Origin of the sequence: Vibrio sp. MM46, from assembly GCF_027587135.1 — a bacterium.
Taxonomy (GTDB): domain Bacteria; phylum Pseudomonadota; class Gammaproteobacteria; order Enterobacterales; family Vibrionaceae; genus Vibrio; species Vibrio harveyi.
The window spans coordinates 81,784-104,270 of the sequence record NZ_JAPPTO010000002.1; the positions used below are offsets into that span (position 1 = coordinate 81,784).

A 22,487-nucleotide genomic window follows, 5' to 3' on the forward strand; every position below is an offset into this window, starting at 1 on the left:
TACTTCGGTAGACCTATAGAAACAATAAACCCGCTTTACGCGGGTTTATTTTTCTCTTCATAAAAGCTTGTGTGCTTCTACGAGAGCAAATGATTTGTCTTTCCGACAGCGCTCTATTTATTTGGCTTGGCCTTCTATTGGAACAACGCTGCTTGCGTGTGAACCTTTTGGACCTTTTTCAATCTCGTATGAGACTTGTTGGCCTGCTTTCAGTGTACGATAACCGTCCATTTGGATAGTTGAGTAGTGGGCGAAAATGTCTCCTTCCTCTTCGTCTGAACAAATAAACCCAAATCCTTTGGCGTTGTTAAACCACTTTACTGTACCTGTAGCCATGCTTTTACATCCCTCATGCATTTTTTACTGATGTTGTTACTTCACCCAAGCCATCCCTTCAGCTTGGTCTCATTGTTAGCCTTGCTATGCTAGTAATTGCTAACACACGTCGAGTGTGCACATCCACATTCATCAAATTGTTAGAAATCCAACAAATTCAGAATGAGGATTTATGCATCAACACTTTCCACTGTAGTCAATGAATCTCGTCAGTCAATAGTGAAAGACAACATTAAGAAACATATTTGAAAACAAATCACTTTTGAGATTAACAATTTTGCAAACTCAATCGAGGTGGTTCGCCGAAGTTTAGATAAAAGGTCTGCAAGGTATTGAAATAGAGCGAGGGCATTCTAAACCAAGTGTGTACATTAGAAGATTCTACTAAATGAATAAAAAGTGATGTTTTCGTGATATTTAGCGACTTTTCCGTTGTAAGTGTGATCTTGGCAGTTTAAGAATGTTTATCGGTTATATGGAAACAGAGCAAAAATTGATAGTTCTAACAGCAAAAAATAACCGTTCTAAGAGATAAAAATCTTTTATTTGCGCGCCTGCCGGAGGTGCATTAGTCTCTATATGAGGACGCAAATTTTATCTATCAAAATCGAATTAGGTGTCATATCTCACTACACCGCACGGCATGCTTATGGTAGATTGTTTTTATAGGTCGAAAACATCAACCCTTTGATACGATATCTTTGAATTGCCATGAGTAAAAATTTTGAATGGGTGACTCCAGACTCAGATCTTCTGGAGCGAGAAAGTACAAAAGTTCAGCCGCCAAAGCTATACAACGTTGTACTCAATAATGATGACTATACACCTATGGATTTCGTCATAGAGGTGCTTGAGCGATTCTTTTCACATGATATTGATAAAGCAACGCAAATCATGCTCAAGATTCACTATGAAGGAAAGGCAATTTGTGGCACATACAGTGCAGAAATTGCCGAAACAAAAGTAGCGCAAGTGACGATGTACTCAAGGGAAAATGAGCATCCGCTACTATGTACTATGGAGCAAGCGTAATAAGAAGACTTGCTCGAGCAACCAAAGTTGTTCTTTCGGGAGGTACTTATGCTAAATAAAGAACTAGAGTCAAGCCTTAACGGTGCATTCGCTCGTGCACGTGACAAACGCCACGAGTTCATGACTGTCGAACACCTCCTACTTGCATTATTGGAGAATGATGCAGCTAAGGAAGCCCTTCTAGCCTGCAAAGCGGACCTTGATGCTTTGCGTAACGAACTCGATATTTTTATCGACCAAACAACGCCGCTCATCCCAGAAAGCGATGAGACGCGCGAAACCCAGCCGACATTGAGTTTCCAGCGTGTACTTCAACGCGCCGTCTTCCATGTTCAGTCGTCTGGTCGAAGCGAAGTGACCGGGGCAAACGTTCTTGTTGCTATTTTTAGTGAGCAAGAGTCTCACGCCGCTTATCTGCTGAAAAAGAATGATATCTCTCGTTTGGATATCGTTAACTTTATCTCTCATGGTATTACCAAAGCTTCTGGTTCAAGCGAAGACTCTTCTTCGTCCGACTCTTTTGGCTCGGAAGCGCCTGAAGAAACCAACCCAGAAGAACGTTTAGAAAGCTTTGCTACAAATCTAAACCAAGTTGCAAAAGCCGGTAATATCGACCCTCTTATTGGTCGTGATAAAGAGCTAGAGCGTACAATCCAAGTTCTTTGTCGCCGCCGCAAAAATAACCCATTACTTGTGGGTGAAGCTGGCGTAGGTAAAACCGCGATTGCCGAAGGTCTCGCTTGGAGAATCGTTGAGGGGCAGGTTCCTGAAGTGATTCAAAACAGTGTGATTTACTCGCTGGACATTGGTTCTTTACTCGCTGGTACTAAATACCGTGGTGATTTCGAGAAGCGCTTTAAGTCTGTGTTAAAGCAGCTAGAGAAAGAGGAAGACGCGATCCTGTTTATCGATGAAATTCATACCATCATCGGTGCGGGTGCCGCTTCTGGTGGTCAAGTCGATGCCGCTAACCTGATCAAGCCTCTACTAAGTAGTGGTAAGTTGCGTTGTATCGGTTCAACGACGTACCAAGAGTACAGCAACATCTTTGAGAAAGAGCGTGCATTGTCCCGTCGTTTCCAAAAGATCGATGTGGTAGAGCCTTCTCTGGATGATACAACCAAAATTCTAATTGGTTTGAAACCTAAGTATGAAGCGCACCACGAAGTACGTTATACCAACAAAGCGCTGCGTGCAGCGGTAGAGCTGTCAGCGAAGTACATCAACGAGCGTCACTTGCCAGACAAAGCAATCGACGTTATTGATGAAGCAGGCGCCCGCAGTCGTCTAGCACCAGCAAGCCGTCGTAAGAAGACCGTTGGTGTTGCAGACATCGAAGCGATGGTCGCTAAGATGGCACGTATTCCAGAGAAATCAGTATCATCTTCAGATAAAGACATTCTGAAGAATCTGGATGACAAGATGAAGATGCTTGTGTTCGGTCAAGATACGGCAATCGATGCACTGTCAGAAGCAATCAAGCTATCTCGTGCTGGTCTTGGTGTGGATAACAAACCTGTTGGCTCATTCCTGTTTGCAGGTCCAACAGGCGTTGGTAAAACAGAAGTTACCGTTCAGCTTTCTAAACTACTAGGCATTGAGCTACTGCGCTTTGATATGTCTGAATATGGTGAGCGTCACTCGGTCAGTCGCTTGATTGGTGCGCCTCCAGGTTATGTTGGCTACGACCAAGGTGGTCTATTGACGGATGCGGTGATTAAACATCCTCATTCGGTCGTGCTGCTTGATGAGATTGAAAAAGCACACCCGGATATCTTTAATTTGCTACTGCAAGTGATGGATAACGGTACGCTAACGGACAACAACGGTCGCAAAGCGGACTTCCGCAACGTGATCCTTGTAATGACTACGAACGCAGGTGTAGCTGAAACTGAGAAGAAATCGATCGGTCTTATCCAACAAGACAACAGTCATGATGCGATGGCGGAAATCAAAAAGGTATTTACTCCTGAGTTCCGTAACCGTCTAGACAATATCATTTGGTTCAATAGCCTAGATGAAACGGTTATCCATCAAGTGGTTGATAAGTTCATCGTGGAGCTACAAGTGCAACTGGACGCTCGTGGTGTGTCGATGGAAGTATCGCAAGATGCGCGTCATTGGTTGGCTCACAAGGGGTACGACAAAGCGATGGGAGCTCGCCCTATGGGACGTGTTATCCAAGAGCAGCTTAAGAAACCTTTGGCGAATGAACTTCTGTTTGGATCACTGGTTGACGGTGGTACAGTGAAAGTTACGTTGGTGAAAGACGAGCTTAAGTTTGAGTACTTAAGTGAGAAAGAAGCTGCGCTTCACTAAGCTTAGGTCTTGTTGAGTTCTAAAAGCGTGCGCTTAGTCGTGCGCTTTTTTATGCCTGCTATTATATTCTCAATTAACCTCAATAAGCTTGGTTCAGCGAGAATGACCAGATTTGAAGGCGAGGCAACTATTTGAAACGCTGGCTATTTCGCTTCGTTGTCTTCCTTGCTTACTTTCGGTAAACAGAGAATCAGTGACAACGCTCTGAATCCTGTAACTTGAAGTCACTTGAGTATAGCTTGTAGCGTGAATTGAATTTCCAAAGCCAGACTGGCTTTTAAAGCAAATGACAAGCAATAAAAAACGGAGCTACGAGCTCCGTTTTTTATTGTATTCGAAAATCAGAGATTAACGAGCACGGAAGACGATGCGGCCTTTAGATAGGTCGTATGGAGTCATCTCTACAGTTACTTTATCACCAGTAAGGATACGGATGTAGTTCTTACGCATCTTGCCAGAGATATGTGCAGTCACAACGTGACCGTTTTCAAGTTCAACGCGGAACATAGTGTTTGGTAGAGTGTCAAGCACAGTGCCTTGCATCTCAATTACGTCTTCTTTAGCCATTTAATCCTCTTTAGAAATTAGGCGGTATTAGCGGGCTAATTTTGCCGCTAAACAGTAATTATGTAAAGTTGGGGCGTATTCTACCCTTGCCAACGCTGATTTACTAGCCTTTGGTGTCTCTGAAAGCGAGTTTTGTAGTTCATCGCCGGACATTCATCGATTTGATACCCTAGATACAGCCAATGTTTGTTGTGCTGTCGGCAGTATTCTAGCTGGAAAAGCACGCCTAAGGTCCCGAGAGACAAAGGATAATCTGGGTCAAAGAAGGTATAAAACGCACTCGCACAATGCTCCATAATATCAGTGACAGCAACGGCTACTAGGCGCGCTTCGTCATCATAAACATGAAGAAAGCCAGTCGTTAACCATGTTGTTTGAGCAAATCGCGCGAACTCGTCTTCCCGAGGTGGATACATAGTACCATTTTGGTGCCGTTCGCAAATATAACGGCTGTAGAGTTCAAACCAATTTGAATCGAGCTCAGGTTTCATCTCCCAATGCAGTGCCTTTCCTTTGTTTAGCAAACGTTTCTGGCTTTTGGATGCTACGAAATCCGGTACTGCGATTCGGATTGGTTGACAAGCACTACAGTGCTGACAATGCGGCTTGTAAATGGTGTCTCCACTGCGGCGGAAACCATTAGCCATCAATACTTGATAGCTTTGCTCTGTATGCAAATCAGCATCAAGAGCTACTGCCACACGCTCTTCACGCTCAGGTAAATAGCTGCATGGATGGTTGTTGGTTAACCCAATACGAATATGTTGGAGATCTGTGCTCATGATACCGCGCCCTGCAAAATCTGTGGCTCAAACGTGCCCAAATCGGTTTTCTTATCTCTTAAAGATAGTAGTTTTTGTATGAAATCGTCGCGTTGGAGTTCAAATGCACCAAGCGATGCTAGGTGTGGGTTCATCACCTGACAATCAATCAATTGACCTTGATTTGACGCCAAGTGTTCGCACAGATACCACAATGCGATTTTTGAAGCATTGTCTTTGAGGCTAAACATCGACTCACCACAAAAAAGTCGACCGACGCTAATACCATATAGACCGCCAATTAATTGATCGTCGTGCCATACTTCTACTGAGTGACAATGACCACGCTTTGCAAGCTCGATATAAGAAGCTTGCATCTCGTCATTGAGCCAAGTCTCTTCCGCAGGGCGGGTGGAAGAGCAAAACTGAATGACACGTTCGGTTGCGTTGTTTAACGTTACTTTATACTGTTGTTTACGCTGAAACTTTTTCAAACTCTTGGAAGGCGTAAAGGTCAAAGGATCGAAAACAGCTCGTGGTGATGGACTCCACCAGAGAATTGGCTCTCCGGGACCATACCAAGGGAAAATGCCTTGTTGATAGCCACATAGGATGCGGTCGGGGTTAAGGTCGCCACCAAACGCCAATAAACCGTTTGGATCGCTCAGCGCATCATAGGGAGATGGAAAAGAGAGCGAATCATCAAGTTCAGTTAAATAGATAGCCATAAAGAGAAGTTTACCAACATCAGAGCCTATAGGAGCTTATTATGAGCAGAGAAAGACTTAATATAAAACGATGGGCATGGATCATACTGTTTTTGCCATTTTTCGCCAATGCAGCTTATGAAAGAAATGTAGCAAAACCAGTCAATCAAGTGGTGTATGGCAAAGTCGATTCTGTGCGATACATAACTCAACAAGAAGTAAAGCAATCACAAAGTAACGGTTGGGAAACGCTTCTTGGTGCCACAATTGGTGGTCTAGTGGGCAACCAATTTGGTGGTGGCACAGGTAGAGAAGTCGCAACTGCCGTGGGCGCACTCGCGGGGGCCGCAGTCGTTCGAAATCGAAATAACTACGAATACACGGTTGAGTATAAATTGGTTGAGCTGCTAATTAAGGTTGATGGCAACAAACTTATCAACGTCATTCAAGACGTTGATAATAGTATGCTGTTTAACCGTGGTGATGATGTACGCATTCTGTATTTTGATGATGGTGTCAGGGTTGATATTGCGTATTAGATATTTCTAAGTAACCTCGAGATGTTTGGGGTAGCGACAATGGCTTGGTTTGTTAGCGTGGTTAGGATTTGAAGGTTCAGTGGAGCCAAGCCAAAAGTTGGCAACCAATACACTGCGTTGTTTTCTTTGCTCTCGAGTCAATGACAACGGTCTGAACCATGCATCTTGATGTCACTTGGGTATATGTTTGTACTGCAAAAACGAAGTTGACTAATTATTCAAAAATTAGCGTAGATTTGCTCTGGTTTTGTGGTGGCTTTTTCGTTAGTCTGAATTCACGAAGAATTGTTTAGCTCTCAAAAATTGTGAAGTGAGAGCACAAAGGATTAACAACTTTTAATGGAAAGCCTAACGTTACAACCTATCAATAAAATTCAAGGGGAAGTGAACCTTCCTGGATCAAAAAGCGTTTCCAATCGAGCTTTGCTTCTTGCCGCTCTAGCAAAAGGCACGACTCGGTTGACCAACCTTCTCGACAGCGATGATATTCGCCACATGTTGAACGCTCTGACTAAGCTTGGTGTTCAGTATCAGTTGTCTGAAGACAAGACAGAATGTGTTGTAGAGGGGCTTGGTCGTCCATTTTCTGTTTCTGAACCTGTTGAGCTATTTTTGGGTAACGCAGGTACAGCAATGCGCCCATTGGCAGCAGCCTTGTGCTTAGGTGAAGGTGAATACGTTCTTACTGGCGAACCTCGCATGAAAGAACGCCCAATTGGTCACTTAGTGACAGCCTTAAAAGCAGCAGGCGCTGACGTCGAATATCTAGAGAACGAAAACTACCCACCGCTGAAAATCACTGGTACTGGACTTAAGTCTGGCTCTGTATCGATTGATGGTTCAATCTCTAGCCAATTTCTGACAGCGTTTTTAATGTCAGCACCGCTGGCTGATGGTGAGATTCGCATCAATATTGACGGTGAGTTGGTTTCTAAACCATACATCGACATTACACTCCATATTATGAAGCAGTTTGGTGTCAACGTAATCAACAATGATTACCAAGAGTTTGTGATTCCAGCTGGTCAGCAATATATCGCTCCGGGTGATTTTTTGGTGGAAGGTGATGCTTCTTCTGCTTCTTACTTTTTGGCCGCAGCTGCCATCAAGGGTGGTGAAGTAAAAGTAACCGGTATTGGTAAGAACAGCATTCAGGGAGATATCCAATTCGCTGATGCACTTGAAAAAATGGGTGCAGAAATCGAATGGGGTGATGATTACGTCATTTCTCGTGTTGGTCAGTTAAAAGGCATCGATATGGATTATAACCATATCCCTGATGCAGCAATGACTATTGCAACGACAGCGCTTTTTGCTGAAGGTACAACCGCAATTCGCAATGTATACAACTGGCGCGTAAAGGAAACGGATCGTCTTTCAGCGATGGCGACTGAGCTTCGTAAAGTCGGTGCTGAGGTGGAAGAGGGTGAGGACTACATCATCGTGAAGCCAGTCCCTAAGCTTACGCACGCAGCGATTGATACTTACGATGATCACCGCATGGCGATGTGTTTTTCATTAGTGGCACTGAGTGATACTCCAGTGACGATTAACGACCCTAAATGTACGTCAAAGACCTTCCCTGACTACTTCGATAAGTTAAAGGCACTAAGCTGCTAATTCGCCTTATTGAAAGTGAAAAGCCAGAGTAGAGACTCTGGCTTTTTTATTGGAATTTGAAGCGCTTACTTGTTCAATGTGAACTCTTTTGAAAGGTGATGCGCTAGGTACTTAAACATATTGAAAACCGCAGTAGTGTTGGTTGTCGGCAGACCTTTTTCATCTAAGAAGTACTCACCTTTAAACACCAAAACACCGTCTTTTTCTTCTACACTTGTTGCGCGCATGCCTTCAATGTAGTCATCGTGCTCTTGGATGATTTGGTTCGCAATTAAAAGAAGGTCGAACTCTTCAATGTGTTTTCTATCAGACATACCATTCTCGTCATTCAATGAAACTTTAAGTGGGGGCAGTATACCCACAATTGTGAAGGGTTTGCATACTAAAAACAGTGATTGCGTGTTTTACGAACGTCACACGTTAATATAGAGGGAGTAGCGAAGCGATTCTCATCTGCAAATAGCCGATATTTCACTGGCATAACTTAAGCTTACGTTCTGATCGCGTAAGACAAATTATTTTGTGATGAGAGACAAAATTTATCGAATTCGACTAGCGAGAGGAAACTTTGCCTGCTTAGTATATGCCGCTCAAGACCTTTTGCAGTACCCTGCCTCGTCAAAGTACAAAGGCGATGAATTGTCAACCAATCGGATCTGAATTTCAAAAAAGCAGTTGATCTTCTTTTCATCTCGCACAATAGTAAAAAAAGAAGCAATGAAATAGAACATTATGCGGGTAGCTTCCTTTGGGCTAGTTACCCGCATTATTATGAAGGACGTTAGAGTCAGTTATGGGTAAATCGCTCGTTATAGTGGAGTCACCAGCCAAGGCTAAGACGATAAATAAATACCTTGGTAAAGACTTTATTGTTAAGTCTAGTGTTGGTCACGTGCGTGATCTGCCTACGGCCGGTCAAAGCACTGGTGAGAAAAAAGCCGCAGCCATTTCTACTAAAGGAATGAGCCCGGAAGAAAAAGCGCGTGTCAAAAAAGAAAAAGACCGTAAAGCTCTAATCAAAAAAATGGGGATTAACCCATATCATGACTGGGATGCGAATTACCAAATCCTTCCAGGCAAAGAAAAAGTCGTTAGCGAACTGCAAAAATTAGCCAAAGATGCTGATTACGTTTATCTCGCAACCGATTTAGACCGCGAGGGGGAAGCAATCGCATGGCACCTTCGTGAGATCATCGGTGGCGATGAAGAGCGATACAAACGCGTAGTGTTTAACGAGATCACGAAGAATGCAATCCAGCAAGCTTTCCAGACGCCTGGTGAGCTAAACATGGATGGTGTTAACGCACAACAAGCACGTCGATTCATGGACCGTGTAGTAGGTTTCATGGTTTCTCCATTGCTATGGAAGAAAGTGGCGCGTGGTCTGTCTGCTGGTCGTGTACAATCAGTAGCGGTTAAACTACTGGTTGAGCGTGAGCGTGAAATCAACGCTTTCATTCCAGAAGAATTCTGGGATATCAACGCAAATACGCACACAAAAGATAAGACGGCGTTCAAACTGCTTGTTGCGCAGAAAGATGGCGTTGCGTTTAAGCCAGTTAACGAGGCTGAAACCAAAGCGGCGATGTCGGTACTGGAAAACGCAAGCTACGAAGTATGTAAGCGTGAAGACCGCCCAACGAAAAGTAAGCCGTCTGCACCATACATTACGTCTACACTTCAGCAAGCAGCGAGTACTCGTTTAGGCTACGGCGTTAAGAAGACAATGATGCTGGCGCAGCGTCTATACGAAGCGGGTTACATCACCTATATGCGTACCGACTCAACCAACTTGAGCGCGGAAGCAGTAGATGCAGTTCGCGGTTTCATCGGTTCTGAGTTCGGTGACAAATACCTTCCAGCTAAACCGCTAACATACGGTAGTAAAGAAGGCGCACAAGAAGCGCACGAAGCAATTCGTCCTTCCGATGTTGCTGTGAAAGCTGAAGACCTACAAGGTGTTGATGCGGACGCACATAAGCTGTACGCGCTGATTTGGAATCAATTCGTTGCGTGTCAAATGACGCCTGCAGAATACGATTCAACCACCATCAGTGTGAAAGCGGCTGAGTACACGTTAAAAGCGAAAGGTCGTATTCTTAAGTTTGACGGTTGGACTCGCGTTCAACGCCCAATGGGTAAAAACGAAGATACGATTCTTCCTGCTGTTCAACTGGGCGATAAGCTAGATCTTGAATCACTAGATCCTAAACAGCACTTTACCAAGCCACCTGCACGTTTCACAGAAGCGGCACTGGTAAAAGAACTTGAGAAGCGCGGCATTGGTCGTCCTTCTACATACGCTTCAATCATCTCTACGATCCAAGATCGCGGCTACGTAAAAGTAGAACAGCGTCGTTTCTACGCAGAGAAGATGGGCGAGATTGTTACTGACCGTCTGGATGACAGTTTTAATGATCTAATGAACTACGACTTCACTGCGCGTATGGAGCAGAAGCTTGACCAAATCGCTGAAGGCGATGTGATGTGGAAAGATGTTCTAGATAACTTTTTCACAGACTTCACTGGCGATCTAGAGAAAGCGGAGCAAGACGAGAATGAAGGCGGCATGAAGTTGAATCACATTGTGATGACAGATATCGAGTGTCCGACTTGTAGCCGTCCTATGGGTATTCGTACCGCGTCAACAGGCGTATTCCTAGGCTGTTCTGGTTACGCATTGCCACCTAAAGAGCGTTGCAAGACAACCATCAACTTGGGTGACGAAGACGGTATCATCAACGTTCTAGAAGAAGATGTGGAAACAGCAGCTCTGCGTGCTAAGAAGCGTTGTCCTATCTGTGAAACGGCGATGGACGCATACTTGATCGATGATAAACGCAAGATGCACGTTTGTGGTAACAACCCGAACTGTGAAGGCTACATCGTCGAGCATGGCGAATTCAAAGTGAAAGGCTATGATGGTCCAGTTGTTGAGTGTGACAAGTGTGGTTCTGACATGGTGCTTAAGAACGGTCGCTTCGGTAAATACATGGATTGTACAAGTGAAACGTGTAAGAACACTCGTAAGATCCTGAAGAACGGTGAAGTAGCACCGCCGAAAGAAGATCCAGTTCATTTCCCTGAACTTCCTTGTGAAAACTCAGATGCGTACTTTGTTTTACGTGATGGTGCTTCTGGTCTGTTTATGGCTGCGAGTAACTTCCCTAAATCACGTGAGACTCGTGCTCCATTAGTTTCTGAACTTGCTCGCTTCGAAGAACGTCTTCCTGAGAAGTTTAAGTATCTGACTACCGCGCCAGCTGCGGACCCTGATGGTCGCCCTGCTGTTGTTCGCTTTAGCCGCAAGAGCAAAGAGAACTACGTGCGCACTGAAGACAATGGAAAACCAAGTGGTTGGACGGCATTGTTTATCGATGGTAAGTGGGAAATCACGGACAAGCGCAAAAAAGCGAAAGCATAATCCTAGAGATTGAATCGATAAGGCAGCTCATACGCTGCCTTATTTTTTACCTGCTATTTTATAATTCATTCATTTCACCAATCATTTTTCTTCCATTTTCACCATTCTTGTTTTCATCCAACGGTCATAGTTTCATCGTATCCTGTCGCAAAACTGCACTTGTGTAGTTAATCGGTTTGTAAATTGTTTTCACAATGTAATCGTTTGCGTCCCATTGTGTGATCAAGATACCGTATTGAGTAAGCAACATCTGTACACTACACGGAATGGCATATTTTAAATTGTAATTTAGTTCCAGTTCGATAACTTATTAGACAGATAATGCAACTGTATGCTGTTATTTAGCGCCGAAAATAAAGAATAACTAAGGCGTGTGCGTACGAGGATGTGCAATAGCTTTTTCAGTTCGTATTGTGAGGGTTCATAGAAACTCATCAGTATGGACGTATTAACGTATTTGCTTGACTCCCCGAGTTCTGCTCATATCAAGCGAGTACCAGTTCCAAGCTATAACTATATGGAGAACAACGAATGGCTGGTGTTTTGGGAATGATTCTTGCTGGCGGTGAAGGCTCTCGCTTGAGACCTTTAACGGAATCCCGCAGTAAACCTTCGGTCCCTTTCGGCGGAAGTTACCGACTTATTGATTTCGCTCTGAATAACTTTGTGAATGCGGATTTAATGCGCATTTACGTCCTTACTCAATTCAAATCTCAATCTCTATTCCACCACTTGAAGAAAGGGTGGAACATCAATGGCATCACCGACCGCTTTATCGACCCAATTCCTGCGCAGATGCGTACAGGCAAGCGTTGGTATGAAGGAACGGCAGATGCTATCTACCAAAACCTGCGTTTTATGGAGTTGGCAGAACCTGATCAAGTATGTATCTTTGGTTCCGATCATATCTATAAAATGGACATTAAACAGATGTTGGCTTTCCACCAAGAGAAAGAGGCTTCGCTAACGGTTTCAGCGCTAAGAATGCCGTTATCTGAAGCGTCTCAATTTGGTGTTATCGAAGTAGACAACGAAGGTCGCATGATTGGCTTTGAAGAAAAGCCAGCTAATCCGAAATCTATCCCAGGTGATCCAGAGCACGCACTCGTGTCTATGGGTAACTATATCTTCGAAGCTCAGACACTGTTTGCCGAACTTATTGAAGATGCTGATAACGAAGCGTCAACGCACGACTTTGGTAAAGACATTATTCCTAAAATGTTCCCGCGTGGTGATGTGTTTGTTTATGACTTCAGTACCAACCGCATCACGGGTGAGAAAGAAGAAGTATATTGGCGCGATGTAGGTACGATTGATGCGTACTGGCAAGCTCATATGGATCTTCTTGAGAAAGACGCACCGTTCTCTCTATACAACCGCAAATGGCCACTTCATACTTATTACCCACCATTGCCACCAGCGACATTTACTGACTCTGTTAATGGTCGAGTTCAGATCATCGATAGCTTGGTATGTAACGGTAGCTACGTGCGTGGTTCACGTATTGAAAAATCAGTATTAGGTTTCCGTAGCAACATTGCTTCGGCGTGTGACATCAGCCAGTGTATTTTGCTCGGTGATGTGAAAGTCGGGGAAGGTTGTGTGCTTCGTCGCGTGATTGTAGATAAAGACGCAGATATTGCGCCGGGTACGCAAATTGGTGTAAATCTACAAGAAGATAAGAAACACTACCATGTGTCAGATGATGGCATCGTTGTAATTCCAAAAGGAGCACGTGTTGGCTACTAACAATTTGTCTGTTCTGTTTGTAGCGTCTGAAGTCGAAGGACTAATTAAAAGTGGTGGCTTGGCTGACGTAGCCAAGGCACTGCCGGAAGCCCTTCAAAATCTTCAGCAAGATGTACGAATTTCTATTCCAGCCTATACTGGCATTGAGCAACTATCGGAAGCGGAAACGGTTCTAGAAACAGAGTTAACGAGTTGGCCACATACGGCGTACCGAGTGCTTAAGTTAACGCTTGGGGATAATCCAGTTTACTTAATTGATTGTCCGCCGTATTTCAATCGTCCTTCTATGTACGCCGAAAACAACCAAGCTTATACAGACAATGGTGAACGCTTTGCATTCTTTAGTGCAGCGTGTTTGGACATGTTACCTAAGCTTGGCTTCCAGCCGGACATTGTTCACGCTAATGACTGGCATACAGGATTAGTCCCATTCTTGCTCAAACATCGATACGGCAATGAAGCCTTCTTTGCAAACACTCGCAGCGTTATTTCAATTCACAACGCGGTGTTCAAAGGGGTATTTAGTTACGACGATGTTCAATGCCTTCCAGAGTTCCATAGTCGAAATGTGCCTGATGCTGCCGTCAGTGCCACTCACATCACCATGCTCAAAGCGGGGGTGATGAATGCAGACAAAATCAATGCAGTAAGCCCGACTTACGCAGAAGAGCTTAAGACTGAGCTAGGTAGTCATGGTATGGCGTGGGAGTTTCAACAACGCGCTGACGATTTAGTGGGTATTCTAAATGGTTGTGATTACAGTGCGTGGAATCCAGAAACGGACTCTAGTTTACCGTTGAACTACAAAGCGAACCGACAAAGCATGGTGCGTGGCAAAAACGCTTGTAAGAGAGCCCTACAAGAAAAGCTGGGTCTTGAAGTATCTGATTGCGCTATGTTTGGTATGGTTTGCCGTTTAACGCAACAAAAAGGCGTGCATTATTTGCTACCAGCATTGGCTGACTTCCTCAAACATGATGTTCAAGTTGTCGTCGTGGGGACCGGCGATCCTATCCTTGCTGCCCAACTGAGAGACGTCTCAGCACAGTTCGCTAATAAGTTGGTTTTTGTTGAAGCATACGATAATGAACTCGCACACCTTGTTGAGGCTGGCTCAGATTTCTTCCTGATGCCTTCAGAATTTGAACCTTGTGGTTTAAATCAGATCTACAGTATGGCTTATGGCACGTTGCCGATTGTTCGTGGTGTAGGCGGTTTGAAAGACAGTGTTAATGACTACGACGCAGATCTTGAAGAAGCCACAGGTTTTGTATTCTATGAGCCAACACCACAAGCGTTGTTATTGACGATGCTAAGGGCACTGTTGCTTTACGCACAGAGTCCGAACGAAGTAAGGCGTGTACAGCTTCATGCAATGCAGAAAGACTTTTGTTGGCGTAAAGCTGCGGAAGAATACTTGCAGTTGTATAGAGCCGCGTTAAATTGACGCAAAATCTTTAAAAAGTGTAACGAAAGGCACCGAATAGGGTGCCTTTATTATCTTACCCATAAGGAGTGTGGTAGCATTTATCCATTCCTGTTCACAAAGAATGTTTTTCATACTGATACATGACTCAGCCACTTTTATTCCATAAAACCTATATACACCCTACTAGCAAAGAGTGGGTCGTTTTCGTGCATGGTGCTGGTGGCAGTTCTTCGATATGGTTTAAGCAGATCAAAGCGTATAAGCAGCACTTTAACTTACTGCTGATCGACCTTCGAGGGCATGGAAAATCTAACCAACTGCTTAAAGAATTGATGACAAGTCGCTATACCTTTACGGCGGTGACTCAAGATATTCTAAAAGTTTTGGATCATCTTAAGATTCAGTCTGCGCACTTTGTCGGTATGTCTTTGGGTACTATTATTGTTCGTAATTTGGCTGAGTTAGCCTCTGAGCGAGTACGCTCTATGGTTCTTGGTGGCGCAGTTACGCGTTTAAATACCCGCTCACAAATCCTGGTGAAGTTAGGTAATCTAGGAAAGCACATTCTGCCTTATATGTGGCTGTACAAGTTGTTTGCCTACATTGTTATGCCGCAAAAAAACCAACGAGAATCACGTCACCTATTTATCCGTGAAGCAAAGAAATTATGCCAGAAAGAATTCAAACGATGGTTCATCTTAGCCGCTGACGTTAATCCTCTGATGAAATACTTTAAAGATCGTGAACTGCCTATCCCAACATTGTATTTAATGGGTGATAGGGATTATATGTTCATCAAGCCAGTTAAAGAGATGGTTGCGGTACATAAGCAAAGTGTTCTACGCGAGATTCCAGACTGTGGTCATGTGTGCAATGTAGAACGACCTGATGACTTCAATCAACACTCTATCGAGTTCATTAAGCAGCAAAGCTTAGCCGCTTAAACTTAAAATGATTGAAAAGAATAGGGGAGCCATTAAGGCTCCCCTATTTGATATCCGCATTGCCAACAAGCGCCAAATTGACCTTCATTTTGCTCCGAACATTGTGGGCACTGCCAATCTTGGTAAATAAGTTCTGCTTGTTTTCGATAGTCTTCGACGATGGCTGATGCTTTCAACTGTTGCTCCGGATGTAAAAGCCAAACATACGGGTCAGTATCATCGCTAAAAGGCAGCTCACCCTTCAATCCGAACATGCCTTCACCTCGCACTTCGCAGGCTATTTGCTCGGTTTTAAGAAGCTCACAAACGATATGAGCTTCAGCCGGATTTTTAGCGATGTATATTTTCATTAAGCGTTTCCATTCTGTACTTGTGCAGGACGAACCTTATTCATAACCCATTTAGCGATAATAGGGAACAAACCAAGTAGGGCAAACGATGCTAATACGGTTGGTGACACAATTCCAGAAAGACTATCAATGGTTGCTAGCTGTGTGCCTGCATTCAGATAAACCGCAGTGCCGGGCAACATACCAATTTGGCTTGTTAAGTAGAATCGAGCAATAGTCATTGGTGTCAGACCCATTAACAAGTTGATTAGGAAAAATGGAAAAACAGGGATTAAGCGTAGCGAAAATAGGTAAAATGCGCCGTCTTTTTCTACACCCTGATTGATCGCACCTAGCTTGTTTCCAAACTTACTCTGTACCCATTCCCTCAATAGGTAACGGCTGCTTAAAAAAGCGATCGTTGCACCGATTGTGCTGGCAAAAGAAACCAGCAGCAAACTTGTCCAGAAACCAAATAGCGCCGCACCAAGCAAAGTCACCACTGCTGCACCTGGAATCGAAAACGCAGTGATGGCAATGTAAGCAAAGAAATAAGTGGCAGCAGCGAATACGAAGTTTTCGCTAATAAAAGTGTTCAACGCTTCTTGTTGCGCCTTCGCGTTTTCTAGTGTTAGGTATTGACCAAAATTCACGCCTAAAAAGATAATCGTCGCGAGTAGGATCAGTCCTAAAATCAGTTTCTTGTTCATATCAATAGCTCCGTTTGGCTTCTTAGATAATAAGACAGAATGGGGCAATAAAAAATTTCAAAAAAAAACCGCAGTTTGAAAACTGCGGTTTTTACTCAATGTCATGCTGATATAAATGCTTTAGGAAAGAGCACTCATCAATTCTTCTCGACGAGACTGAGGTACGACACTCCAATGTGTGCCTTTGATTGCACCTTCTAACGCCCAGAGCAGTTCAAGGCTTACCGTAGAGGCATGCGTATCTTGGATTGCTTTGTATGCGTTTAGCGCGCCTTCTGCCTCAAGTTGCTCTACAGAGTCAATGCCCGCTTTCTTGAGCATACGCTCAGTCGCTAGACGCAGGTTAGGTAGATCTTTCAATCGATTAGGCTTGGTGCTTGCTTGTTGTTTTTTCTCTTGCTTAGCAGTCTCGAGGGATTGCTTGGCAACTTCAATCAAGCGGTCGGTTGTGTCCCAAAGATCATCAGAAATTGCATAGTATTTCGTAACGACTGGGAAACCACGTTTCTTGTAGACGTACGGTTTTAGTCCTTGAGTCTCGAAGTCAGATGAAGTTTGTTGGTCAGCTCGAATATGAAGTTGATTGTTTACGACAAGCGCAAACATCGTTTCATCGGCGAAGAGCCCAAAACCACCAAACATTGAGCGCGACTTGATATTACCAAGTGCCTCAAACAGCTTCATTGAGTCTTTGAGTATCGGTTTATCCATGGTGTGTTATCTCGGTGTAATTAATATTACGCCACCAAAAATCAGGTCCGAGAGATTAGCAAATGCATGCAGACACAATGTCATTAAAGGGTAAACTCACTTAATGCATATTTGCCATCGGTAACCCCGCTACCTTCCATCTAATAAGATGGTTCAGGCCGGAGGCTTTGCGTCCCACCCTTTCGGATGGTTTGCCCTGTGCGTGACTCTTTGAGGATACTTCGTATATTGAATTAACATCACGTTTCAAACGTTGAAGTGTGATCTTGGTTCAGTTAATAGTGGTAATTTGATGTGTAAAGTTTCATATGCTGGAATGTATAATTGTAATACAAAAGGTCTATCAAGGATATGTGCTACCTTGAGTTAAAACAGCAACTTATCTTCGTTCTTTAAATTATTTTTCTGATGAAATGTCCAAAAAAAGTTATTTTTAGGCAATAAAAAAGCGCTCCTAGGAGCGCTTTATAAAATCAAGTGAGAGATCAGTTCAATTTCTTAACTGTATTACGTACAACGATCTCTGGTTGCATTTCGAAAACACGCTTCTCATGCTCTTTATCTTTGATGCGCTCAAGTAGGATCTCAAATGCATTTTTACCCACACGACGTTTTGGTTGGTGAATCGTCGTTAGCGGTGGAGAGAAGTACTCAGCAAGTTCGATATTGTCGTAACCGATAACAGAAATATCGTCTGGTACTTTGATACCGTTTTGTTGTAGGCGGCTCATCAAGCCAAGTGCCATTGTGTCATTGAAACAGAAAACAGCGGTTGGACGTTTGTCCATAGCACTGATGTTATCTGCAGCTAAGACAGCCGTGTCACACTCAAAGTTGCCTTCAAGAATCCAATCTTCGTTAACGGCTAGGTTTGCTTCAGCCATCGCACGGCGGTAACCCGCAATACGTTCTTGGCAAGCTGCTTTTTCGAAGTGACCGCTCAGACAAGCAATATCAGTATGACCATTGTCGATCAGGTATTTTGTTGCGATGTAACCGCCTTCTTCTGAGTTATCGATGATCTTGTCCGCTTGTGAGCTTTCAGGACCCCAATCCATGACAACTTTAGGAATGTCTGAATGACGGTCAAGCATCTCTTTTAGCTCTTCTGTAAGGTCAGAACACATTACTAGAATGCCATCTACACGTTTCTCAGCTAGCATGCGGATGTAGTCACGTTGCTTCTCGTAAATACCGCCCGTGTTACATAGAATCAGAGTGTAACCTTGACGGTAACAGTAGCTCTCAACGCCGTCGATTACTTCAGAGAAGAATAGGTTGGTAGATTGAGTAACTAACATACCGATGGTACGAGTTGAGTTGCATTTTAAACTGCGCGCAACGGCACTTGGTGCGTAATTAAGTTCATCCACCGCTTTCATTACTTTTTCTTGAGTTGCTTCAGCAACAAAGCGAGTTTTATTAATTACGTGCGAAACCGTAGTGGTAGAAACGCCGGCTAAGCGAGCAACGTCTTTAATAGTGGCCATAAATGATGTCCTGTATCGAGCTACTGTAAATACCGTAGTGAAGACAACCATACGCTTAGGGTCTTGCGCAAACCGAGCAACTGCGAATAGGGGCATTGCTGAGATATTTGGCAGCGGTTGTTCCGAAATCGGTATAAAAAGGTTTGTAGCAACATTTATCGCTGAGTCTCATATTCCTTTCTTATATAAGTGAGGAATTGGTCAGCAATCCTGTTAAGAAAACACAAAAACCGCTTTATTTCAGCGGTTTACATATAAATCATATTTAATCGTTTGCGCTCACATTTTAGACTGATGCGAGCAAGCTGGCAATATTCTAGGCAGTTGTTTTGTGCCCCTGAGGTCACATTTTAACGGCTAAATTGATTGTATTTCTCTGTGCCAGATTAAAAACAAACGAATAAAATAGGGAGTCTGAATGACAGACTCCCCAAAATAGGTGGCAATTATTCACCAAGAAGGTAGGTGCTGTCCAGTTTACAAAATGCAATTAATAGTTGCGTAACGCTAATGTAGAAGCCAAATTCGTCGAATTGCTTACATTTAGCAGCAAACTGTGGCAGCCAAGTCATAAGGTGTTGTTGGATGAACTCGTTCTGTTTTCCGAACGCTTCTTCCATATGTTTATCTTGCTCTAGTTCGTTCGAGCGGATAATCATGTTGCCTAGAAAATCTAGCTCGACCGCTAAGTGGTCCGCTGGTTCTTTCAGATTTTCGTCCACTTGCACGCCAAAGTCTGCCATCAGTTTTTCCATCTCTTCTGCTGGCTTATCATTTAATAAACCAGATTCGCCGATGTACATTGAAGCATAAGGCAGTGCGCCGTGCTTTTCTGTTTTTAGAAAGAGTTCACAGAAGTCCGCTGCTAATTCTAACTGAGCGTCTTCACGGTCTTGTAAACGGTTGAGTGCATCAACAAGGGTATCAACAGCTGGTTTTAGTGATTCGTTTTCACCAAGACCCGCTAAAAAGCTTCGAATTTCAACACTGTGGTAGGTTTCTAGTTCTCTCTCTGTCAGTTCTTTTGCGAACAGGCTAGAAAACCACCAATAGATTTCTGCGCGTTTCTCGTTAAAAGCTTTCACTTCTTGCATTTTTTTGCTCCTGAATGGTTATCCCTTAAGTGTAAACAATTAAGATGAATAGCAGTAACTATAATTGTTATGCATTATTGGAAAATATGCGTATTTGTGAATGGCTGTAAATAAGCTTGCTTTGAATCAATAAAATCGCAAAATCTTGCTTTTTAATGTATCTATGACTAGAAATGTTACTAGTTATGAATAGAATACGTCTTGGAAAATAAAAAAGACAGAAAGTGGTGTAAATGAGCTATCACGTATTAGTCGTAGAAGATGATGTTGTAACTCGCAGTAAGCTCGCGGGCTATTTCCAAAATGAAGGTTACAAAGTCAGTGAAGCAGAAAGCGGCGCAGAGATGCGCGAAGTGCTTCAAGGCGGTGATGTTGACCTAATCATGCTGGATATTAACCTGCCTGGCGAAGATGGTCTTATGCTTACGCGTGAATTACGCAGCCAATCAGATATCGGCATCATATTAGTGACAGGACGCACGGATAGCATTGACAAAATCGTTGGTCTAGAAATGGGCGCAGACGATTATGTGACAAAGCCTTTTGAACTAAGGGAATTATTGGTTCGCGTGAAGAACTTGCTATGGCGCATCTCTGCGGCACGCAGCGGTTCTCAAAAAGCAGCGAACGACACTAATGAAGAACACATTGTGCGCTTCGGTGAGTGGACGTTTGATATTCAGCGTCGAGCTCTAAGCCGTAATGGTGAGCCAGTGAAACTAACCAAAGCTGAATACGAGTTATTGGTTGCACTGTCCTCGTACCCAAATCAGGTACTAAGCCGCGAGCGTATTTTGAATATGATCAGCCACCGAGTGGATGCGCCAAATGATCGTACGATTGACGTACTGATTCGCCGCATGCGCGCTAAGATGGAGTTTGATCCTAAGAACCCACAAATCTTTGTGACGGTTCACGGTGAAGGCTACATGTTTGCTGGTGATTAAATCATACCTAAAGAAAAAGGAGAGCATTGGCTCTCCTTTTTTGTTTCCGCAATTTGACCACTGAATCGTTTTTAAGTGTTTTATGGTTGTTCTACTTCAACCATTGGTGTTTGACCTACGTTATCACGCAACTTTTGCCACAACCCACCTAAATACTCATGCCAATACAATTCGGTTTGTTCTAAGTAACGAGCTTTCGGAGTGTACTTTTGCCATGGCTGTTCAATGTCATCAATTGCCATAAAGTTGGTTGGCGCAGGGATTGGCTTGATACCTGCAGCATTAAACTCGTACAAAGCACGCTTCATATGGCTTGCTGAGGTTACCAGCACAATGTCTTTTTGCTTCACAAAGGCAGCGGCTTGGCGGGCTTCTTCCCATGTGTCTTTAGCGTCTTCGAGAAGGATGATGTCGGACTTTGCGACACCAAGAGAAAGTGCCACGTTAGCCATCATGCGCGCATGACTGATTTCAGATCCACCTGCGTAACCGGACAAAATTAACTTAGCGCCAGGGTACATACGCAAAATACGGATGCCCTCGGTAAGGCGCATTAGCGCTGTACGGCTTAGTTGAGAAGTTGGTGGGATCTCATCATCGACGACATGACCATTACCAAGCACCATGACATAGTCAATGCTACCTGATACAGGTAAAAACGCTTTGTACTCGCGCTCAAGAGGCATCAGAAGCTTGGTTGAAACAGGTTGGAAGGCAACGAGGAAAATGCCGACAAAAGAGAATAGAACAACAAAGCAGCCAGTTTTACGTTTCGTGGTAAAACTAATGAGAGCAAGACCTAACAAGCCTATGATTAGCAATGCCGGAAGCGGCATTAACAAGGCTGACATTACTTTTTTCAGCTCAAACATACATAAATAGTCCGAAAAAACATCAATTGATAATAAAAATGAGGATAACCCTCTTTATTCCTGCTTTCCTTGTGACAGAATAGCGGCACAATCCGTTATGATAACTCAGCAGAAGTGACAGAAGACCGCAATTTCGACGATATCGCCCACAAATTTGCAAAAAATATTTACGGCTCCGATAAAGGGGAGATCCGACAAATCATTGTGTGGGAAGATTTTCTACAGATTCTAAGTGAATTAGACGCCGACCATCAAGCACTACAAGTCCTTGATGCTGGTGGTGGTTTAGCGCAAATGTCGCAAAAGCTTGCTAAGCTCGGACATCATGTCGCTTTGTGTGATCTATCTTCGGAAATGCTGCAACTAGCAAAGCAGGATATTGAAAAAAACGGTTTGCTTGAGCAGTATCGCCTGATTCATTCGCCTGTCCAATCCATTGCTGAACACATGGAAGCGCAGGTGGACCTTGTCATGTTCCATGCCGTTATGGAGTGGTTGGTTGATCCGAAAACCGCACTTGAAACGCTTTTGGAGCAGGTCAAACCGGGGGGCATCGCTTCGGTTATGTTCTATAACCACCACGGCTTGGTCTATAAAAATGTGGTTTGTGGCAACATTCCTCATGTTTTAGACGGCATGCCTCACCGAAAAAGATTTAAACTACAGCCACAAAAAGGGCTAAAACCTGAAGAGGTTTATCAATGGATAGAAGATTCTGGTTTTAGTATTTGTGGTAAATCTGGTATTCGTTCATTCAGTGATTACATAGGTAATATGCAATACATGGGCGATTACGAGTTTGAAGATGTGTTGGCGCTAGAAAAACAACTTTGTCGACAAGAGCCATACCTCTCATTAGGCCGCTATATTCATGTGTGGGCTAAGAAGAACGATAAACAGGAATAAC

General features: G+C 43.7%; 21 protein-coding genes and 1 riboswitch. Of the genes, 10 read left to right on the forward strand and 11 right to left on the reverse strand.

Annotated elements, in window-relative coordinates:
• Positions 1-117: 117 nt before the first annotated feature.
• The gene (gene cspD / locus OH459_RS02335; protein WP_005427548.1) at positions 118-336 is read right to left on the reverse strand and encodes a cold shock domain-containing protein CspD; all 219 of its coding nucleotides are present in this window, start codon (positions 334-336) and stop codon (positions 118-120) included.
• A gap of 711 nt (positions 337-1,047) precedes the next feature.
• Between cspD and clpS the strand changes: the two genes are divergently transcribed.
• Both clpS and clpA read left to right on the forward strand, forming a co-directional pair.
• The gene (gene clpS, locus OH459_RS02340) at positions 1,048-1,368 is read left to right on the forward strand and encodes an ATP-dependent Clp protease adapter ClpS (protein WP_005427554.1); all 321 of its coding nucleotides are present in this window, start codon (positions 1,048-1,050) and stop codon (positions 1,366-1,368) included.
• A 48-nt stretch (positions 1,369-1,416) separates the two neighbouring features.
• Positions 1,417-3,687, forward strand: a complete 2,271-nt coding sequence (gene clpA, locus OH459_RS02345; RefSeq protein ID WP_005449844.1) for an ATP-dependent Clp protease ATP-binding subunit ClpA — start codon at positions 1,417-1,419, stop codon at positions 3,685-3,687.
• Positions 3,688-4,035: 348 nt separating this feature from the next.
• Here the strand turns inward: clpA and infA are convergent, their stop codons facing one another.
• The 3 genes from infA to aat form a co-directional block, all read right to left on the reverse strand.
• Complete coding sequence (gene infA / locus OH459_RS02350) at positions 4,036-4,254, reverse strand: translation initiation factor IF-1 (RefSeq protein WP_001040192.1); 219 nt, start codon at positions 4,252-4,254, stop codon at positions 4,036-4,038.
• An 80-nt stretch (positions 4,255-4,334) separates the two neighbouring features.
• Positions 4,335-5,036 (reverse strand): arginyltransferase, encoded by a 702-nt coding sequence (locus OH459_RS02355; protein WP_005450375.1) that lies wholly within the window; start codon positions 5,034-5,036, stop codon positions 4,335-4,337.
• Positions 5,033-5,743: a leucyl/phenylalanyl-tRNA--protein transferase gene (gene aat, locus OH459_RS02360; protein ID WP_005450374.1), complete on the reverse strand. Its 711-nt coding sequence runs from the start codon at positions 5,741-5,743 to the stop codon at positions 5,033-5,035. The genes OH459_RS02355 and aat overlap by 4 nt, the downstream gene beginning before the upstream one ends.
• A 41-nt stretch (positions 5,744-5,784) precedes the next feature.
• Between aat and OH459_RS02365 the strand changes: the two genes are divergently transcribed.
• Together OH459_RS02365 and aroA are read left to right on the forward strand one after the other, a co-directional pair.
• On the forward strand, positions 5,785-6,261 hold the full coding sequence (locus OH459_RS02365; protein ID WP_005450372.1) for a glycine zipper 2TM domain-containing protein: 477 nt from the start codon (positions 5,785-5,787) through the stop codon (positions 6,259-6,261).
• Positions 6,262-6,600: 339 nt separating this feature from the next.
• Entirely contained in the window at positions 6,601-7,881 is a 1,281-nt protein-coding gene (aroA, locus tag OH459_RS02370) for a 3-phosphoshikimate 1-carboxyvinyltransferase (RefSeq protein ID WP_005450370.1), read from the forward strand.
• A 65-nt stretch (positions 7,882-7,946) separates the two neighbouring features.
• Here the strand turns inward: aroA and OH459_RS02375 are convergent, their stop codons facing one another.
• Positions 7,947-8,195: a YciN family protein gene (locus tag OH459_RS02375; RefSeq protein WP_005450369.1), complete on the reverse strand. Its 249-nt coding sequence runs from the start codon at positions 8,193-8,195 to the stop codon at positions 7,947-7,949.
• Between the two features lie 479 nt (positions 8,196-8,674).
• Between OH459_RS02375 and topA the strand changes: the two genes are divergently transcribed.
• The 4 genes from topA (at position 8,675) to OH459_RS02395 (ending at position 15,427) form a co-directional block, all read left to right on the forward strand.
• Complete coding sequence (gene topA / locus OH459_RS02380; protein ID WP_005450368.1) at positions 8,675-11,305, forward strand: type I DNA topoisomerase; 2,631 nt, start codon at positions 8,675-8,677, stop codon at positions 11,303-11,305.
• 531 nt (positions 11,306-11,836) lie between these two features.
• Positions 11,837-13,054, forward strand: a complete 1,218-nt coding sequence (gene glgC, locus OH459_RS02385) for a glucose-1-phosphate adenylyltransferase (RefSeq protein WP_005450367.1) — start codon at positions 11,837-11,839, stop codon at positions 13,052-13,054.
• Positions 13,044-14,501, forward strand: coding sequence for a glycogen synthase GlgA (gene glgA / locus OH459_RS02390; RefSeq protein WP_005450366.1), 1,458 nt, complete (start codon positions 13,044-13,046; stop codon positions 14,499-14,501). Before glgC ends, glgA begins: the two co-directional genes overlap by 11 nt.
• A gap of 122 nt (positions 14,502-14,623) precedes the next feature.
• A complete protein-coding gene (locus tag OH459_RS02395; protein ID WP_005450365.1) occupies positions 14,624-15,427 on the forward strand; it encodes an alpha/beta fold hydrolase in 804 nt (267 codons plus the stop codon).
• Between the two features lie 32 nt (positions 15,428-15,459).
• On the opposite strand, the gene OH459_RS02400 is transcribed toward OH459_RS02395, so the two are convergent.
• From OH459_RS02400 to torD, 5 genes are all read right to left on the reverse strand, one after another.
• The gene (locus OH459_RS02400) at positions 15,460-15,777 is read right to left on the reverse strand and encodes a putative signal transducing protein (protein ID WP_005450364.1); all 318 of its coding nucleotides are present in this window, start codon (positions 15,775-15,777) and stop codon (positions 15,460-15,462) included.
• Positions 15,777-16,466, reverse strand: coding sequence for a TVP38/TMEM64 family protein (locus tag OH459_RS02405; RefSeq protein WP_005450359.1), 690 nt, complete (start codon positions 16,464-16,466; stop codon positions 15,777-15,779). Before OH459_RS02405 ends, OH459_RS02400 begins: the two co-directional genes overlap by 1 nt.
• Positions 16,467-16,586: 120 nt before the next feature.
• On the reverse strand, positions 16,587-17,177 hold the full coding sequence (locus OH459_RS02410) for a TfoX/Sxy family DNA transformation protein (protein ID WP_005450356.1): 591 nt from the start codon (positions 17,175-17,177) through the stop codon (positions 16,587-16,589).
• Between the two features lie 116 nt (positions 17,178-17,293).
• Positions 17,294-17,383: riboswitch (cyclic di-GMP riboswitch) on the reverse strand.
• Positions 17,384-17,662: 279 nt separating this feature from the next.
• Positions 17,663-18,667 (reverse strand): HTH-type transcriptional repressor PurR, encoded by a 1,005-nt coding sequence (purR, locus tag OH459_RS02415; RefSeq protein ID WP_005450353.1) that lies wholly within the window; start codon positions 18,665-18,667, stop codon positions 17,663-17,665.
• 446 nt (positions 18,668-19,113) lie between these two features.
• Positions 19,114-19,761, reverse strand: a complete 648-nt coding sequence (gene torD, locus OH459_RS02420; RefSeq protein ID WP_269985254.1) for a molecular chaperone TorD — start codon at positions 19,759-19,761, stop codon at positions 19,114-19,116.
• A 233-nt stretch (positions 19,762-19,994) separates the two neighbouring features.
• On the opposite strand from torD, the gene torR reads away from it, so the two are divergent.
• Positions 19,995-20,708, forward strand: a complete 714-nt coding sequence (torR, locus tag OH459_RS02425) for a two-component system response regulator TorR (protein WP_005450350.1) — start codon at positions 19,995-19,997, stop codon at positions 20,706-20,708.
• A gap of 80 nt (positions 20,709-20,788) precedes the next feature.
• Here the strand turns inward: torR and elyC are convergent, their stop codons facing one another.
• On the reverse strand, positions 20,789-21,580 hold the full coding sequence (elyC, locus tag OH459_RS02430; RefSeq protein ID WP_005450349.1) for an envelope biogenesis factor ElyC: 792 nt from the start codon (positions 21,578-21,580) through the stop codon (positions 20,789-20,791).
• Positions 21,581-21,694: 114 nt separating this feature from the next.
• Between elyC and cmoM the strand changes: the two genes are divergently transcribed.
• Positions 21,695-22,486: a tRNA uridine 5-oxyacetic acid(34) methyltransferase CmoM gene (cmoM, locus tag OH459_RS02435; protein WP_009698287.1), complete on the forward strand. Its 792-nt coding sequence runs from the start codon at positions 21,695-21,697 to the stop codon at positions 22,484-22,486.
• The last annotated feature ends 1 nt before the right edge of the window (position 22,487 follow it).